Annotated in this window: 12 protein-coding genes, 3 tRNA genes and 1 pseudogene; 8 read left to right on the top strand and 8 right to left on the bottom strand. The window is 58.1% G+C overall.

Translation table 11 applies throughout. The annotated features are described in order from the left end of the window. Nucleotides 1–81: 81 nt before the first annotated feature. From frdD to frdA, 4 genes are read right to left on the bottom strand one after another with little or no spacing between them, the layout of a single operon-like run. Nucleotides 82–441: a fumarate reductase subunit FrdD gene (gene frdD, locus IEX01_RS20275; protein ID WP_024557232.1), complete on the bottom strand. Its 360-nt coding sequence runs from the start codon at nucleotides 439–441 to the stop codon at nucleotides 82–84. Between the two features lie 10 nt (nucleotides 442–451). Next, complete coding sequence (gene frdC, locus IEX01_RS20280) at nucleotides 452–847, bottom strand: fumarate reductase subunit FrdC (protein WP_024557231.1); 396 nt, start codon at nucleotides 845–847, stop codon at nucleotides 452–454. Nucleotides 848–857: 10 nt separating this feature from the next. Continuing rightward, nucleotides 858–1592 (bottom strand): succinate dehydrogenase/fumarate reductase iron-sulfur subunit, encoded by a 735-nt coding sequence (locus tag IEX01_RS20285; RefSeq protein ID WP_024557230.1) that lies wholly within the window; start codon nucleotides 1590–1592, stop codon nucleotides 858–860. Beyond that, complete coding sequence (frdA, locus tag IEX01_RS20290; RefSeq protein ID WP_024557229.1) at nucleotides 1585–3375, bottom strand: fumarate reductase (quinol) flavoprotein subunit; 1791 nt, start codon at nucleotides 3373–3375, stop codon at nucleotides 1585–1587. Before frdA ends, IEX01_RS20285 begins: the two co-directional genes overlap by 8 nt. 290 nt (nucleotides 3376–3665) lie before the next feature. Between frdA and epmA the strand changes: the two genes are divergently transcribed. Next, nucleotides 3666–4643: an elongation factor P--(R)-beta-lysine ligase gene (epmA, locus tag IEX01_RS20295; protein WP_024557228.1), complete on the top strand. Its 978-nt coding sequence runs from the start codon at nucleotides 3666–3668 to the stop codon at nucleotides 4641–4643. Nucleotides 4644–4784: 141 nt separating this feature from the next. Here the strand turns inward: epmA and mscM are convergent, their stop codons facing one another. From mscM to rsgA, 3 genes are all read right to left on the bottom strand, one after another. Continuing rightward, nucleotides 4785–8120 (bottom strand): miniconductance mechanosensitive channel MscM, encoded by a 3336-nt coding sequence (gene mscM / locus IEX01_RS20300; protein ID WP_188724442.1) that lies wholly within the window; start codon nucleotides 8118–8120, stop codon nucleotides 4785–4787. 24 nt (nucleotides 8121–8144) lie between these two features. Beyond that, nucleotides 8145–9107: an archaetidylserine decarboxylase gene (gene asd, locus IEX01_RS20305; protein WP_024557226.1), complete on the bottom strand. Its 963-nt coding sequence runs from the start codon at nucleotides 9105–9107 to the stop codon at nucleotides 8145–8147. Nucleotides 9108–9213: 106 nt separating this feature from the next. After that, nucleotides 9214–10269: a small ribosomal subunit biogenesis GTPase RsgA gene (gene rsgA, locus IEX01_RS20310; protein ID WP_188724443.1), complete on the bottom strand. Its 1056-nt coding sequence runs from the start codon at nucleotides 10267–10269 to the stop codon at nucleotides 9214–9216. A gap of 111 nt (nucleotides 10270–10380) precedes the next feature. On the opposite strand from rsgA, the gene orn reads away from it, so the two are divergent. The 4 genes from orn (at nucleotide 10381) to IEX01_RS20330 (ending at nucleotide 11707) form a co-directional block, all read left to right on the top strand. Further along, a complete protein-coding gene (gene orn / locus IEX01_RS20315) occupies nucleotides 10381–10926 on the top strand; it encodes an oligoribonuclease (RefSeq protein ID WP_188724444.1) in 546 nt (181 codons plus the stop codon). 166 nt (nucleotides 10927–11092) lie between these two features. Further along, nucleotides 11093–11168, top strand: a tRNA-Gly gene (locus IEX01_RS20320). A gap of 155 nt (nucleotides 11169–11323) precedes the next feature. Next, a tRNA-Gly gene (locus IEX01_RS20325) sits at nucleotides 11324–11399 on the top strand. Nucleotides 11400–11631: 232 nt separating this feature from the next. Beyond that, nucleotides 11632–11707, top strand: a tRNA-Gly gene (locus IEX01_RS20330). 271 nt (nucleotides 11708–11978) lie between these two features. Here IEX01_RS20330 and queG read toward each other — a convergent pair. Beyond that, nucleotides 11979–13118 (bottom strand): tRNA epoxyqueuosine(34) reductase QueG, encoded by a 1140-nt coding sequence (gene queG, locus IEX01_RS20335; RefSeq protein WP_188724445.1) that lies wholly within the window; start codon nucleotides 13116–13118, stop codon nucleotides 11979–11981. On the opposite strand from queG, the pseudogene nnr reads away from it, so the two are divergent. The 3 genes and pseudogenes from nnr (at nucleotide 13117) to amiB (ending at nucleotide 16443) form a co-directional block, all read left to right on the top strand. After that, nucleotides 13117–14644, top strand: a pseudogene (nnr, locus tag IEX01_RS20340) (bifunctional ADP-dependent NAD(P)H-hydrate dehydratase/NAD(P)H-hydrate epimerase). The gene queG and the pseudogene nnr sit on opposite strands and share 2 nt — an antisense overlap. Further along, nucleotides 14637–15098, top strand: coding sequence for a tRNA (adenosine(37)-N6)-threonylcarbamoyltransferase complex ATPase subunit type 1 TsaE (tsaE, locus tag IEX01_RS20345; protein ID WP_024557222.1), 462 nt, complete (start codon nucleotides 14637–14639; stop codon nucleotides 15096–15098). Before nnr ends, tsaE begins: the two are co-directional and overlap by 8 nt. Nucleotides 15099–15111: 13 nt before the next feature. After that, entirely contained in the window at nucleotides 15112–16443 is a 1332-nt protein-coding gene (gene amiB, locus IEX01_RS20350) for an N-acetylmuramoyl-L-alanine amidase AmiB (RefSeq protein WP_024557221.1), read from the top strand. Nucleotide 16444: the final 1 nt, after the last annotated feature.

The following is a 16444-nucleotide window of genomic DNA, read 5'->3' on the forward strand; positions in this document are numbered from 1 at the left end:
CGGCGACGAACAGAGGCGAAAAGGATGACGCCGCGCATAAAAAAAGCCCGCCGACCGGCAGGCTTTTTTGCTAAGGGCTTTTCAAAGCGTAATGACCCCAATTAACGTCACCACCGTCAGGATGGCGGCGAGACCATAGAATACCCATTTGCCGCTCGGCACATGGATTTTCAGGTCGTGCATGCCGTGATGGATGCGGTGTAATCCGCACCACAGCGGCAGAACAATCATCAGGAAGATAAACAGGCGGCCGATAAAACTCTGGGCGAACGCCAGCACGCGATCATAACTTAACGCCTCGCCCGGATAGAGACCGAGCGGCAGCAGGATGCCGACCAGCAGCACGATAACCGGCGCAAAAAGGGCGCCCCACATGCCGCCTGCGCCAAACAGTCCCCAGAAGACCGGCTCGTCGGAACGTTTCGGGTTGGAATTTATCACGGCTTTCTCCTTACCAGAACAGGGCGACAAACAGAACCACAACGGTCACGACGGCGGCTGCCGCCCATAACCCTTTTATTACCGGCTCCGGGCCCAACTTTTCGTCTTTAACAATGATATTGGCCGCTTTAGGCGCCAGTTCGAACCAGGTTTTGGTATGCAGCAGCGCTGCTGCAAGCGTTATCAGGTTTAAAATCACCACAATCGGGTTTTGCAGGAAACCGACAAACGACGCCCAGGATTCCGGGCCGTTTTTTACGGCAAACAGGCCGTAAATCAGCACAATGCTGAACCAGACGGTGGGAATGGACGTGCCTTCCCTCAGCATATAAAAGCGATAGAACCCCAGCTTTTGCCACCAGGTGGGCGTCATGGTCCGCACATAAGGTTTACGTTTAGTCGTCATTGAGCGCTCCTTAGCGAGGTTTCAGGGTGGCAATCAGGAAGTCTTTCGAACTTTCCACTTTGCCCTGCTGAATGGCGGCGGCCGGGTCGACATGTTTCGGGCACACTTCTGAGCAGAAGCCGACGAAGGTGCAGGTCCAGACGCCGTTCTGGCCGTTCAGTTGCGCCATGCGCGCCTTTTTGCCGCGATCGCGGCTGTCGAGGTTATAGCGATGGGCAAGCGTAATAGCCGCCGGGCCGATAAACTCCGGGTTCAGGCCGAACTGCGGGCAAGCGGCGTAGCACAGGCCGCAGTTGATGCAGCCTGAGAACTGGTGATACTTCGCCATCTGCGCCGGCGTCTGGGTGTTCGGACCTTGCTCCGGCGTACGCGGGTTGCCGATGATATAAGGCTTAATCGCTTCGAGGCTTTCGATAAAGTGGGTCATATCGACTACCAAATCGCGCTCTACAGGGAAGTTCGCCAGCGCCTCGACCTTCATGCCGCCGGGGTAGTCGCGCAGGAACGTTTTGCAGGCAAGCTTCGGCACGTTGTTGACCATCATGCCGCAGGAGCCGCAAATCGCCATGCGGCACGACCAGCGATAGCTTAAGTCCGCCGCCAGGTTATCTTTGATGTAGCCTAATGCGTCCAGTAATGACGTTTGCTCATCCCAGGGCACCTCGTAAAACGCGCTGTGCGGGGCGCTGTCGGTTTCCGGGTTATAGCGCACCACTTCTATTTTCAGGTTTTTCATCTCAGCCATTCGCCTGCTCCTTCTTCTCGGCCGCTTCCGCTTCCGCCCCGTAAACGCGTTTCGCTGGCGGCAGCGTCGTGATTTTCACGTCGCTGTAGTCGAGACGGGTAGTACCGTCCGCATTGCGGAAGGCGAGGGTATGTTTCAGGAAGTTGACGTCATCGCGCTCAGTACAACCTTCATCAAGGCGCTGGTGCGCGCCGCGCGACTCTTTACGCGCCATGGCGGAATGGGCCATGCATTCGGCGACGTTAAGGCCATGACCCAGCTCAATGGTGTAGAGCAGATCGGTATTGAAAACGCTGGAGGTGTCGGTAATGCGAACGCGCTTAAAGCGCTCTTGCAGCTCGGCAAGCTTGTCGATGGTTTTCTGCATCAGCTCTGGCGTGCGATAAATACCGCAGCCTTCTTCCATGGAAAGGCCCATCTCATCGCGAATTTTCGCCCAGCTTTCATTGCCCTGCTGATTAACCAACGCTTTCAGGCGCCCTTCAACGTCGGTGGCCTGCGCGCTAAGCGCTGCCTCGTTCGCTGGTTGCGCTTCGTTCGCCCGGGCCATCGCCTGCTCGCCCGCGAGGCGGCCAAATACTACCAGCTCCGCCAGCGAATTAGAGCCAAGGCGGTTGGCGCCGTGCAGCCCGACGCTTGAACATTCCCCTACGGCAAAGAGCCCCTTGATGCGAGTTTCGCACTGCTGATTGGTTTCGATGCCGCCCATGGTGTAATGAGCCGTCGGACGCACCGGAATCGGTTCTTTTACCGGGTCGACGCCGACATAGGCTTTCGCCAGCTCGCAGATAAACGGCAGCCGCTCCAGCAGTTTTTTCTCGCCGAGGTGGCGCAAATCGAGATAAACCACATCGCCGCGCGGCGTGGCGATGGTATTGCCCTTGCGCCATTCGTGCCAGAAAGCCTGCGAGACTTTATCGCGTGGGCCGAGCTCCATATATTTGTTCTTCGGCTCGCCAAGCGGCGTTTCCGGGCCCATGCCGTAATCCTGCAGGTAGCGGTAGCCGTCTTTATTCACCAGGATGCCGCCTTCGCCGCGACACCCTTCGGTCATCAGGATGCCGGAGCCGGGCAGCCCGGTGGGGTGGTACTGCACAAATTCCATGTCGCGCAGCGGTACGCCATGCGCCAGCGCCATGCCCATTCCGTCGCCGGTAACGATGCCGCCGTTGGTGTTGTAGCGATAGACGCGGCCTGCGCCGCCCGTGGCCAGCACCACCGCATTGGCGCGGATTTGCACAAGCTGGCCTTCCATCATGTTCATCGCTACCAGTCCGCGCGCCTGGCCGTCATCAACCAGCAGGTCGAGTACGAAATGTTCGTCGAAGCGCTGAATTTGCGGAAATTGTAGGGAGGTCTGGAAGAGAGTGTGGAGCATATGGAAGCCGGTTTTATCCGCAGCGAACCAGGTACGCTCAATCTTCATGCCGCCGAAGCGGCGCACATTCACCGATCCGTCCGGGCGGCGGCTCCAGGGGCAGCCCCACTGCTCCAGTTGGGTCATCTCCGTCGGGCAGTGATGCACGAAGTAGTCAACGACATCCTGCTCGCAGAGCCAGTCGCCGCCAGCAACAGTGTCGTGGAAATGGTAATCGAAACTGTCATGATCCTGGGCGACAGCCGCCGATCCGCCTTCAGCGGCGACGGTGTGGCTGCGCATAGGATAAACTTTAGAAATCAAAGCGATTTTCGCATTGGGATTGGCTTGCGCTGCGGCTATGGCAGTACGAAGTCCCGCTCCACCGGCGCCTATCACGGCAAGATCGGCTTGAAAGATTTGCACGACATTCCTCCAGATTTTGGTTTTTTCGCAACGCGTTACTGCCCAGGGGGAGTAAAAACGACAAGCTGACGCCGCTGCGAAACGATTCCCCTGCTCCTTTGTGGGTAATCGAGTATAACCGCGCCAATGATAAGGAAATTTGACCCGATCGATTTTTTTGCCGTTCTGGCAGGCTTTTATCATCCAGCTCAGGGTAGGGGCGAAGGATATACCGCTATTGCGCAAAATTTGTCTCGTGGCGCGGTAACGAGTAGACTTCGTGCCCTTGTTTGTCTTAGGAGAAAAGCACCATGAGCGAGACGGCCAGCTGGCAGCCGAGCGCATCCATCCCCAACCTGTTGAAGCGCGCCGCGATCATGGCGGAGATCCGCCGTTTTTTTGCGGACCGCTGCGTTCTGGAGGTGGAAACCCCCTGCATGAGCCAGGCGACGGTGACTGATATTCACCTTTTCCCGTTCAAAACTCGCTTCGTGGGCCCTGGCCATTCGCAGGGGCTCGATCTCTACCTGATGACCAGCCCGGAATACCACATGAAGCGCTTGCTGGCGGCGGGCTGCGGCCCGGTGTTCCAGCTTTGCCGCAGCTTCCGTAATGAAGAGATGGGGCGTCACCACAACCCGGAATTCACCATGCTGGAGTGGTATCGTCCGCACTATGATATGTACCGCCTGATGAATGAGGTAGATGACCTGCTGCAGCAGGTGCTGGAGTGCCAGCCAGCGGAAAGCCTCTCTTATCAGCAGGCATTTTTACGCCACCTTGAAATCGACCCGCTGTCGGCGGATAAAACCCAGCTGCGGGAAGCGGCGGCGAGGCTCGATTTAAGCAACATCGCCGATACGGAAGAGGATCGCGATACGCTGCTGCAGTTGCTGTTCACCATGGGCGTGGAGCCGCACATCGGTAAAGAGCGTCCGGCCTTTGTCTACCATTTCCCGGCAAGCCAGGCGGCGCTGGCGCAGATCAGCACGGAAGACCACCGCGTGGCGGAGCGTTTCGAGGTTTATTTTAAAGGCATTGAGCTGGCGAACGGTTTCCACGAGCTGACCGACGCGCGCGAACAGCGCCAGCGTTTTGAGCAGGATAACCGCAAGCGCGCAGCGCGCGGGCTGGAACAGCAGCCGGTGGATTATAACCTGCTGGGCGCGCTGGAAGCGGGCCTGCCGGACTGTTCCGGCGTGGCGCTGGGCGTTGACCGCCTGATTATGCTGGCGCTGGGCGCGGAAAGCCTGTCTGAGGTGATTGCTTTTACGGTGGACCGGGCCTGATAAGCGCTTAACGCTGACGGGAATATGCATCGCAAGTGGCGCGTTCCAGCGCTAATAACGACGCCCACCCTGGCCCGGCAACACACTCTTTTCGTCTGTCGATTCGCCCGAAAAAAAGGGAGCCATCTGGCTCCCTTTTTATTACAAGCTTCCCGGCGTGCGGGTGGTTTTCCCGGCGGAGGTGAAGGTTCGCGCGGTGCGCCTGCCGTCCAGGCTTTCGAGACGCATCTGGAAAGGCGGGAAGGGCAGGTCGATGCCGTGCTCGCGGAAACCTTGCAAAATCAGCTGATGGATTTCATGGCGCAGCGGCATGCGGTGGCCCATCTCCGCCGCGTGGATGCGCAGCTCAAACAGCTGAATGCCCTGTTGCAGATCCACCAGGAAGACTTCCGGCGGCGGGTTGTCTATCACATAGCTGCACTTCTCTGCGGCCCGATATAGTAACTGCGTGACCTCTTCGCTGTTGGCGTCCACCGGCGCGGGCACTGTCAGCACCACGCGGGTAACCGAGTCGGAGAGCGACCAGTTGATGAACTGTTCGGTGATAAACGCCTTGTTGGGCACGATGATCTCTTTGCGGTCCCAGTCGCTGATGGTGGTGGCGCGGGTGTTAATGCGCGTCACGCTGCCGGTTAAATCGCGAATGGTTACCGTATCGCCAATGCGGATCGGTTTTTCAAAGAGAATAATCAGGCCGGAGATAAAGTTGGCGAAGATCTCCTGTAAACCAAAGCCAAGCCCTACACCCAGCGCGGCTACCAGCCACTGCAGCTTTGACCACTCGATGCCAATCATCGAGAAGCCCACCAGCCCGCCGAACAGCATCAGCAGGTATTTGGTGATAGTGGTAATGGCGTAACCGGTGCCGGGCGTCAGTTCAAGGTGCTGCAGCAGCGCCAGCTCCAGCAGCGCAGGCAGGTTACGCACCAGTTGCGTCGTGACGATGAACACCAGAATGGCGATAAGCACCGCGCCGAGCGTTATCGGCTCCAGACTTTCCACCCCTTTCACCGTGGAGGTCACGTCCCACAGCGTGATGTTCTCAAGGAAGCCAAACGCTGAATGAATTTCCGACCACAACACGATGACCGAGAGCAGGGCGATAAGCGTCAGGATCGAGCGCACCAGCCGCAGCGACTGGGCGCTGATGGTATCGAGATCGATCTCCGCCACTTCCACTTCCGCCGTTCCTTCCGTGCTGTGCGACTGGACCGGCTCTTCTTCGCCGCGGGCGCGCTGGGCGAGGATCTCCGCACGGCGTTGCTTGGCGCGATCAAACGCCAGACGGCGGCGCTGAATAAACATCCAGCGGCGGATAATATGATAGACCACCAGCAGCAGGAACCAGATGGCGACCGACGTTTCCAGACGCGCCAGCAACGCCTGCGCCGTAGCCAGGTAGCCCACCGCTGCCGCGAGAATAGCGGTAAGCGGCGCGCACAGCATCAGGTTCCATAGCAGGCGGTTTACCCAATTATCGCCGTTGCCCTCTTTATCAAGGTAAAGCGGAATGCCCGCGCGCTTGAGGCTTAGCGTGACTATCACCAGCGCGCCGCAAATCAGCACAAAGCACAGTCGCCCAAGCGAGCCGGAAAACTCCCGGTCGTTGAGGTTATCAAACATGATGAGCGCCATGATAAGCGGCACAATGAAGCCGATGCTCATCAGGTAATAGCGCATTGCCCGCGCCACGCGGTTGCGCGGCCAGCCGAAGTGGACGATGAACAGGCCGTTGGAGCGGGCAAAGGTGGCGCAAATCATGACCACCCACAGCAGCGGAACCGTCGCCGTTACGCCATCCCCGACCGCCACGGCGATAGGGTAAGGCCAGGCCTCCCGCAGGCCGTAACCGAGCGTCGCCCATAGCACCGGCAGCGGCGACGCCACCAGTACTGACCAGAAAACGGTGCGCAGCGTCAGGCGGAAGTGGTCCTGCGTCACTTTACCCACCTTCGCGCTGGAGCGCTCAAGGAAGGCGGTAAAATGGCGGCGTGAGCTAATGCTAAAGCCTACCAGCAGCAGCGCGCCGAAAAGCGGCAACAGCGTCTCTTTGCTGGTCACCATCATGATGGCGGCTTTGCCAAGCTGGCCGAAGGTATCGAGCGAAATCAGGCGGCGCAGATCCTGCACGATTTCCAGCGGCCAGGCGAAAGTGAGCGGGCTGACGTCCGAGGTCCAGAACAGATAGCGGTGCGTCGCTTCGTTCACCTCTTTAAGCGCATCCTCAAGCTGGCTATTGGAGACTTTCAGCTTGGTCAATTCCAGCAGCAGCGTATCGCCGCCCTGAAGCAGCGAGTTGAGCAATTCGCGCTGGGTGCGCAGCTGCGCCTCAAGGATACGGTTCTGCTCGGCGGTCAGCCGCTGCCCGTCCGCCTGACGGATCTGGCGCAACTGGGGCTGTTTATTCAGCAAATCCTCATAGCGCATGCGGTGAACGCGAAGCTGGGCCATTTCGGTATCAAGCTGCTGCGGTTTAGGCATTTCGGGTAAACGCGCTACCTGCGCGCGCAGCGCTTCGCCAAGCACGTTGGAAACGCCTAACCATTGCGACTGCTCGCGAAGCGTGGTTAATGCCTGGCGTACCTGCAGGGTCTGTCCGGTGGCCTGGCGCTGCTGCGAGGCGACGAGATCCATGCGCTGCGCCTGCTGGTTCAACGCCTGCGAGAGTTCACGGTTGACTTTAAACTGCTGGAGGATCTCTGGCGGCAGGTTGGCACTGTTTTCAGCGAGCATCTCGGTGCTCTCTAGCGCCTGTTCCGCCTCTTTCTGCCGCTGGTTGTTGAGGTGATTACGCAGCGCCTGAAGATACGCATCCAGCTGTTCCGCCTGTTTTTGCGCCAGTTCCGCGCGCAGGCGCGAAAGCTCCTGACGGTTGCTGGCGGAGAGCTGCGCCAGTTCCAGTTCATCCACCAGCGCCTTCAGCCGCGCCGATTCCGCCTGGGCGGCGAGGCTTTGCGCCTGGGCGAGCGGACCGCTGGCCCCGTTCTGGCCGCCGGCGCGGCGTTCCACTTCATTCAACTGGCGACGGGCGTCGGTTTGCTGTTGGGGCAACTGGCTTAACGAATCGGCGATTTCCCGGGCGCGGTCCTGCTCCTGTTGCGCCAGACGGCTTTTATCCAGCAACTGGCTGCTGACTTGCACAATCTCCTGATTGAGCGCGTCGGTAGTCAGGCCCGCAGGCACGCTTTTGGGCTCATCGCGCAGGCTGCCGAGCTGCTGGCGCAGCGTTTGCGATAGTTTAGGGAAATTATCGATAACGTCCTGATACTGCTGGGCGCGCTCGAGGGAGGCTTTACGCTCCTCAAGCGCGTTGAGGGCGGACTGGAGCGTCTCTACCGTTTCCGGCTGATTCGGCTGATCTTTAGCAGCCTTCGCCTGCTCCAGTTCCTGGGCTATCTGTTTTGCATCGGGGGCCGTCGCGGCGTACGCCCCCAGGCTGAGGCACCAGGCCATCAGTATAGTGATAATCAGGCGCACGTCAGTCTACCTTTGGTTGTGCTGTTAACCTTCTTCTTTGTCGTCGACCAGCGGGTTGGCTTCGCGCTCGGCCTGAACTTCCTGCGCCGGGATAATGGCAGGCGCAGTGTCTGCAGCCACGGCTTCGGTGGAGACCGCCAGCGGTTCGCCAAGACGGGTCACTGACAGGCTTTGCAGATGCCCTACCAACTCGACTTTGCCCGGCGCGAACAGGTTGATAACCGTAGAGCCAAGCTTGAAGCGGCCCATCTCCTGGCCCTTCAGCAGCGCCACGGCGCCTTCGCTCTCGCCTTCCGGCCAGGTCCAGCGCTTAATAACGCCTTCGCGCGGCGGGTTGATAGTGCCCGCCCAGACGGTTTCAATGCTGCCGACGATCGTCGCGCCGACCAGAATTTGCGCCATCGGGCCGAATTCGGTATCGAACAGGCAGATAACGCGCTCGTTGCGGGCAAACAGGTTAGGCACGTTCTGCGCCGTCAGATGGTTAACGGAGAAGAGATCGCCCGGCACGTAGATCATCTCGCGCAGGATACCGTTGCACGGCATGTGGACGCGGTGGTAGTCACGCGGCGAGAGATACGTGGTGGCGAAAGCGCCGTTGCGGAACAGGTCCGCCATAATGTAATTGCCCGCCAGAAGCGCTTCCAGGCTGTAATTATGGCCTTTCGCCTGCAGGATCTTGTCGTTTTCGATGCGTCCTAACTGACTGATAACGCCATCGGCTGGCATCACCAGCACGTTCGGATCGGTATTCACCGGACGCACGTCGTCGCGCAGCGGGCGAACAAAGAATTCATTAAAGGTGCGGTAGCTGGCGGTATCCGGCTTCTGCGCCTCTTTCATGTTGACCTTGTAATATTTCACAAACAGGTCGATAACCAGTTTGGTCAGCCAGCCGGCACGCTTACTTGCGCCCCAGCCCGCCAGGCGAGTGAGCCACAGTTTCGGCAGAAGGTATTGAAGCGAAAGTTTGATGTCGTTTAGCAAGGTAGCCTCCAGGCTAAGTATTTTGCCAGTCCTGGCCCGTTCCGCGCGCGGCGGAGCGGGCATCGCAGAAAAAAAGGGGCGATTTTAGCGACGCCCAGCTTAATTGTCAGTCGTCGGTTTCAGAAAAGCTTTTACGCGTTTTTACCTGCGCCATACTTTCCAGAATACGGTGATAGTTGTCGAAACGGCTTTCGGCGATTTCGCCGCGCTCCACCGCCGCGCGAATGGCGCAACCGGGGTCATTATCGTGGCGGCAATCGCGGTATTTGCAAGTGCCTAAATAGTCGTGAAATTCGACAAAACCGTGGGTGATTTGTTCCGGCTCAAGGTGCCAGAGACCGAATTCGCGCACGCCTGGGGAGTCAATCACATCGCCGCCATGCGGGAAGTGATAAAGGCGGGCTGCCGTCGTGGTGTGTTGGCCGAGGCCGGAGACATCCGAGACGTCGTTCGTGAGGATTTCATCCTCTTTGAGCCCCAGCAGGGCGTTCAGCAGACTTGATTTGCCGACGCCGGACTGGCCGGCGAAAATGCTGATGCGGCCGATAAGCGCCTGCTCCAGCGCTTCCAGCCCGTGCTCAGCATGGCTTGAGACCAGCAGCACGCGATAACCAATACCGCGGTAGATATCCATCTGTTCATTAACAAAATTCATGCCTTCTTCATCCAGCAGGTCGATTTTGTTAAGCACGATAAGGGGTTCAATCTCCAGGATTTCGCAAGCCACCAGGTAGCGGTCGATAATGTTCAGCGACAGCTCCGGTAAAATGGCGGAGACGATAACAATCTGGTCGATATTGGCGGCGACGGGCTTCACGCCATCGTAATAATCCGGGCGCGTCAGTACCGAGGTGCGCTCATGCACCGCTTCCACGATGCCATTGATTGTCACCCCTTCGGTGGCCTCTTTCGCCGGGCGCCACACCACGCGATCGCCGGTTACCAGCGAACGGATAGTGCGGCGGATGTTGCAGCGGTACACGGCGCCGTCTGCCGACTCCACGTCCGCATGCATGCCAAACCGGCTGATGACCGTGCCTTCGCGCGGTTCGCCAAACAGGTTGTCATCGTAATCGGCCTTCTCCGTCGACTGCTTAAGCCGACGCTGATGATTGGCCTTTACGCGGCGCTGCTGACCTTTGGAGAGTTTATTTTTACTCAATCGCCCTGGCTCCTGGTCGCCCGTGATGGGCAAAACCTCTATGATACACGCTATTTTATACGAATTAACTGAGAGTCACCGTGGGGTGACGCGAGAAGGGTGGAAAATAGCATGAGTAGAAATGAAAACAATCTGATTTGGATCGATCTGGAGATGACCGGGCTCGATCCGGAGCGCGACCGCATTATCGAAATCGCCACCCTGGTGACCGACGCAGATTTAAATATTCTGGCGCAGGGCCCGGTGATTGCGGTGCATCAGTCAGACGAACAGCTGGCGCTGATGGACGACTGGAACGTGCGCACCCATACCGCCAGCGGCCTGGTTGATCGTGTAAAGGCGAGCGCGATGGGCGATCGCGAAGCAGAGCTGGCGACTATCGCCTTTCTGAAAGAGTGGGTGCCGGCAGGCAAATCCCCTATCTGCGGCAACAGTATCGGCCAGGACCGCCGCTTCCTGTTTAAATACATGCCGGAACTGGAAGCCTACTTCCACTACCGTTATTTGGATGTCAGCACGGTGAAAGAACTGGCGCGCCGCTGGAAGCCGGCTATTCTCGACGGCTTTAAGAAGCAGAACACGCACCAGGCGCTGGATGACATCCGTGAATCGGTCGCGGAACTTGCTTACTACCGCGAACATTTTATTAAGCTGTGACCGGGAGAGGGGTTTTACCCCTCTGTTGCCGATAAAATCACCGCTCTGGCGAATTAATCGACATTCAAACAAAAAACGCGAAAAAATTCGTTTAAGGGGTTGCGGCGAAAATCATTTCTCGTATAATGCGCCTCCCGTGACGACACAGAAATGTGAAACACGCAGGGCGGGAATAGCTCAGTTGGTAGAGCACGACCTTGCCAAGGTCGGGGTCGCGAGTTCGAGTCTCGTTTCCCGCTCCAAAATTTGAAAGGCCGAAAGGCAGCACCATCCTAATCACAGGATTTCAGGTTGCAACAAGGCGGTAACGGAACAAATCCGCAGAAACTTACACGAGTAGGTGACTGTGGCAAGTGAAGAAAGCCAACGCCGTAGCAGCATGAAAGACGAAGATTAAGCGGGAATAGCTCAGTTGGTAGAGCACGACCTTGCCAAGGTCGGGGTCGCGAGTTCGAGTCTCGTTTCCCGCTCCAAANGGGAATAGCTCAGTTGGTAGAGCACGACCTTGCCAAGGTCGGGGTCGCGAGTTCGAGTCTCGTTTCCCGCTCCAAAATTTGAAATGCCGAAAGGCAGCACCATCCTAATCACAGGATTTCAGGTTGCAACAAGGCGGCAACGGAACAAATCTGCGGGAGCTTACACGAGTAAGTGACTGTGGCGAGTGAAGAAAGCCAACGCCGTGGCAGCATGAAAGACGAAGATTAAGCGGGAATAGCTCAGTTGGTAGAGCACGACCTTGCCAAGGTCGGGGTCGCGAGTTCGAGTCTCGTTTCCCGCTCCAAATTTCTCCAGAACGAATAAATTATCCACAGCGACAAAGCGCGCTGGGGCTGGTGTTTTTTGCTTCCATCAAAACTTTCTGAACAGACTTATCCACAGTCGGGATCCGCTTCACAGCGTGAAAAGCGCGTTAATTTTATTTACAATTTTTATATAAGTTCCTGTTAATACTAAACTTAATAAGATTTCAAAATATTAATATGCGCCGCTGATTACTTTTTGTGCGTTGAATGACAAAGCATTTTTTATTTTATGCACAGCCTGTGGAAAGCTCAGGCGTCCCTCGGCAGGCCCTTTTCAACCACCCTAACCAGCCGTTGTTTTTGTGGCAATTGCACCTCGATAACATTGGCATTCCGTCTGGCTATTTGTTGCGCAATCGCCCATTCAATGTGTTCATCGAGAAGTGGGTGCTCACCTTTTCTTTTTTCCAGCGCCTGCAGATTCGCTTCATGCCAGGGCGCATTGCCTAGCGCGACGGCGATATTTCGCAGCCAGCGCAGGTGCCCGATACGGCGAATCGCCGATCCTTCCGTTACCTTCAGAAAATGCGCCTCGCTCCAGCCAAAGAGTTCTACCAGCTTCGGTGCATGCAGCGCCTGACGGGGAGTGAAATCCTCTTCATCCGTGAGCTGCGAGAAACGGTTCCAGGGACAGATAAGCTGGCAATCGTCGCAGCCGTAAATACGATTGCCGATAAGCGGACGAAACGCTTCAGGGATAGCGCCTTCTAGCTCAATGGTGAGATAAGAGATACAGCGGCGCGCGTCCACCGTATAAGGCTCGACAATGGCGCCGGTGGGGCAGATGGTCATGCAGGCTACGCATTTGCCGCAACCCTCTTCGACTGGTTTATCCACAGGCAGCGGCAGATCGATGAGTAATTCGCCCAAAAAGAAAAACGAGCCCGCATCGCGACTGAGGATAAGTGAATGCTTACCCGTCCAGCCCAGTCCCGCTTTTTCCGCCAGCGGCCGTTCCAGCAGCGGCGCGGAATCGACAAAAGGTCTAAAATTCAGCGACGCGCACTGCTGCTGAATGCGCTCGCCGAGCTTTTTGAGCCGGTTACGCAGCAGCTTATGGTAATCGCGACCCAGCGCATAACGGCTTACATAGCCGAGCGAGGGATCTTTCAGCGTGCGGGCGAAAGCGGCGTTGGCGGGCAGATAATTCATCCGTACGCTGATCACCCGCAGCGTGCCGGGTAAGAGTTCATGCGGGCGGGCGCGCATCATGCCATGACGCGCCATCCATTCCATCTCGCCGTGATACTGTTTATCGAGCCACGCCTGCAGCGCGCCCTCGCTGGCGCTCAGGTCGGTATCGGTAATACCAACCTGCTGAAAACCCAGCTCCGCGCCCCATTGTTTAATATCGCGCGCTAACTGGTTGAGATCGAGGGGAGCAGACATGACGGACCATCAGATGAAGAAAAACGGCCGTAGTATACCACACTCTGTCTGGCCCGCAGACTGGCTGCGGGCAGCAGAAAAAGAGGCGGCGGACACTCTTGGCCTCACGCTCTTCGAGCTGATGCAGCGTGCGGGCGAGGCCGCTTTTCATATCGCCCATGATTATTATCCTGAAAGCGAGCACTGGCTGGTGCTGTGCGGTCACGGCAACAACGGCGGCGATGGTTATGTCGTGGCGCGACTGGCGCAGGCGGCGGGCATTCGCGTCACGTTGCTGGCGCAGGAGAGCGAAGCGCCTTTGCCTGAAGAGGCGAGCGCCGCGCGTGAGGCCTGGCTTAATGCCGGGGGAATGATTCATTCGCCGCAAACGGCCTGGCCGGACGGCGTGACGCTTATCATCGACGCTCTGCTCGGGACTGGCCTGAAAAGCGCCCCCCGGGAGCCTGTCGCCGGTCTGATTGATAAAGCGAATCGCCATCCGGCTCCGGTGGTGGCGCTCGATATTCCTTCCGGCCTGCTGGCGGAAACCGGCGCCACGCCGGGCGTGGTGATTAACGCGGCGCATACGGTCACCTTTATCGCGCTCAAGCCGGGGTTGCTTACCGGCAAAGCGCGGGATGTGGTGGGCGTTCTGCATCATCACGCGCTGGGGCTGGAACCCTGGCTTGCGGGGCAGCAGGCGCCCATTGCCCGCTATGACGCCTCGCAGCTTGGCGAGTGGCTCAGGCCGCGGCGCCCTACCAGCCATAAAGGCGATAACGGCAAGCTGGTGATAGTAGGCGGCGATCACGGCACGGCTGGTGCGATTCGCATGGCGGGCGAAGCGGCATTAAGGGCGGGCGCAGGGCTGGTGCGAGTACTTACTCGCATAGAGAATATCGCACCGCTGTTGACCGCTCGTCCGGAGCTGATGGTGCATGAACTCACGCCGCAATCGCTTAGCGAAAGCCTTGAATGGGCTGATGTGGTGGTGGTTGGGCCGGGGCTTGGTCAGCAGGCATGGGGTAAGCAGGCGCTGCAAAAGGTAGAGAACTTTACCGGCCCGATGCTGTGGGACGCCGACGCGCTCAACCTGCTGGCAATCCATCCCGATAAACGTCACAATCGCATCCTTACGCCGCACCCCGGCGAAGCCGCAAGATTGCTGAATGTTTCCGTATCAGAAGTTGAAAGTGATCGCTTACTTTCTGCCAATCGTCTGGTAAAACGGTATGGCGGTTGCGTCGTGCTGAAAGGTGCGGGCACCCTTGTTGCCAGCAACGACGCGGGGCCGGGCATTATTGATGCTGGCAACGCCGGTATGGGCAGCGGCGGTATGGGAGATGTGCTGAGCGGAATTATCGGCGGCTTGCTGGCGCAAAAGCTCTCCCCGTATGATGCAGCCTGCGCCGGTTGCGTGGCGCACGGCGCGGCGGCGGACCTCCTCGCCAGCCGTTACGGCGCTCGCGGCATGCTGGCGACCGATCTGCTTTCAGTGCTTCACCGTTTTGTTAACCCGGATGTGAATTGACGTAAACCATGATTAATCGTGTTATTCCTCTACCCGATGAGCAGGCGACGCTCGCTCTCGGCGCGCGTGTGGCGCAGGCCTGCGAAGGCGCGACCGTCATTTATCTTTATGGCGACCTGGGCGCGGGTAAAACCACCTTTAGCCGTGGTTTTTTGCAGACGTTAGGCCATAACGGCAACGTGAAAAGCCCCACCTACACGCTGGTGGAGCCCTACGCGCTGGAGACGCTGACGGTTTACCATTTCGACCTCTATCGTCTGGCGGATCCGGAGGAGCTGGAGTTTATGGGGATTCGCGACTATTTCGCCAATGACGCTATTTGCCTGGTGGAGTGGCCGCAGCAGGGGGCGGGCGTCTTGCCCGACCCGGATGTCGAAATTCACTTATCGTATCAGGCGCAGGGGCGCGAAGCGCTCGTCAAAGCCGTTTCCCCATCAGGCAATTCGTTACTGGCGCGCTTAGCCAAATAACCAGGATGACGGGATGATGACTCGCGTAAAAGGTTGGTTGATAGCGGCATTGCTGGCGCTGAGCGCTCAGGCCGGGGCGGCGGTGTTGTCCGATATTCAGGTTTCCAATGGCGATGACCAGGCCCGGATCACCCTGAGCTTTATGGGCGACCCGGAATACGCCTTTTCGCAGCAGGATAAACGCAGCGTGGCGCTGGATATTCAGCAAACCGGCGTTATACAGGGGTTGCCGCTGATTTTTAGCGGCAGCAATCTGGTGAAAAGCATTCGTTCCGGTCAGCCGAAAGACAATCAGTCGCTGCGGTTGGTGGTCGACCTGACGAAGAACGGCAAAACCCGCGCGGTGAAGCAGCAAAACGGCGCCAGCTATACGGTTGTTTTTACCATTAACGCCGATGCGCCGCCGCCGCCGCCCGTTGTGGCGAAGCGTGCAGCACCGCCTGCGCCGCGTTCGTCAACTCCCGCCAGTAACCCGTTTCGTAATGAAAACGACCGTGTGACCAGCGTTGTTGGCAGCAATAGCGCAACGCGTCCGGCGCGCAGCCATACTACTGTCTCGTCCGATCAGGTCATTGTCGCGATTGACGCCGGCCACGGCGGCCAGGATCCTGGCGCTATTGGTCCTGGCGGCGTACGCGAGAAAAACGTCACCATCGCCGTTGCCCGAAAGCTGCGCGCGCTGCTTAATGACGACCCGATGTTTAAGGGCGTGCTGACCCGCGACGGCGACTATTTTATCTCGGTGATGGGCCGCTCCGATGTGGCTCGCCAGCAGAACGCTAACTTACTGGTTTCTATTCATGCCGACGCCGCGCCAAATCGCGAAGCGACGGGCGCTTCGGTCTGGGTGCTGTCAAACCGTCGCGCCAACAGCGAAATGGCGGGCTGGCTTGAGCAGCACGAGAAACAGTCGGAACTGCTCGGCGGCGCAGGGGATGTGCTTGCAAACAGCCAGGCGGACCCCTATTTAAGTCAGGCGGTGCTGGATTTGCAGTTCGGTCATTCCCAGCGCGTCGGGTATGATGTCGCCACCAGCGTATTGAGCCAGTTGCAAAGAGTGGGTGACTTGCATAAACGCCGTCCGGAACATGCGAGCCTTGGCGTATTGCGCTCGCCGGATATTCCTTCCCTGTTAGTGGAAACCGGGTTTATCAGCAACAGCGGCGAAGAAAAACTGCTGGCAAGCAGCGACTATCAGGAGCAGCTTGCCGAGGCCATTTATAAAGGTCTGCGCAATTACTTCCTCGCACACCCGTTACAATCCGCGCCGAAAAATAACGGCGGCGCGGGCCAGACCGCCCGCGCGACCCATGACGCTGTTAATCAGATCGCGGTAACCAATTAAG

This window comes from Franconibacter daqui (genome assembly GCF_014644275.1).
In the GTDB taxonomy this organism is placed as follows: Bacteria; Pseudomonadota; Gammaproteobacteria; order Enterobacterales; family Enterobacteriaceae; genus Franconibacter; species Franconibacter pulveris.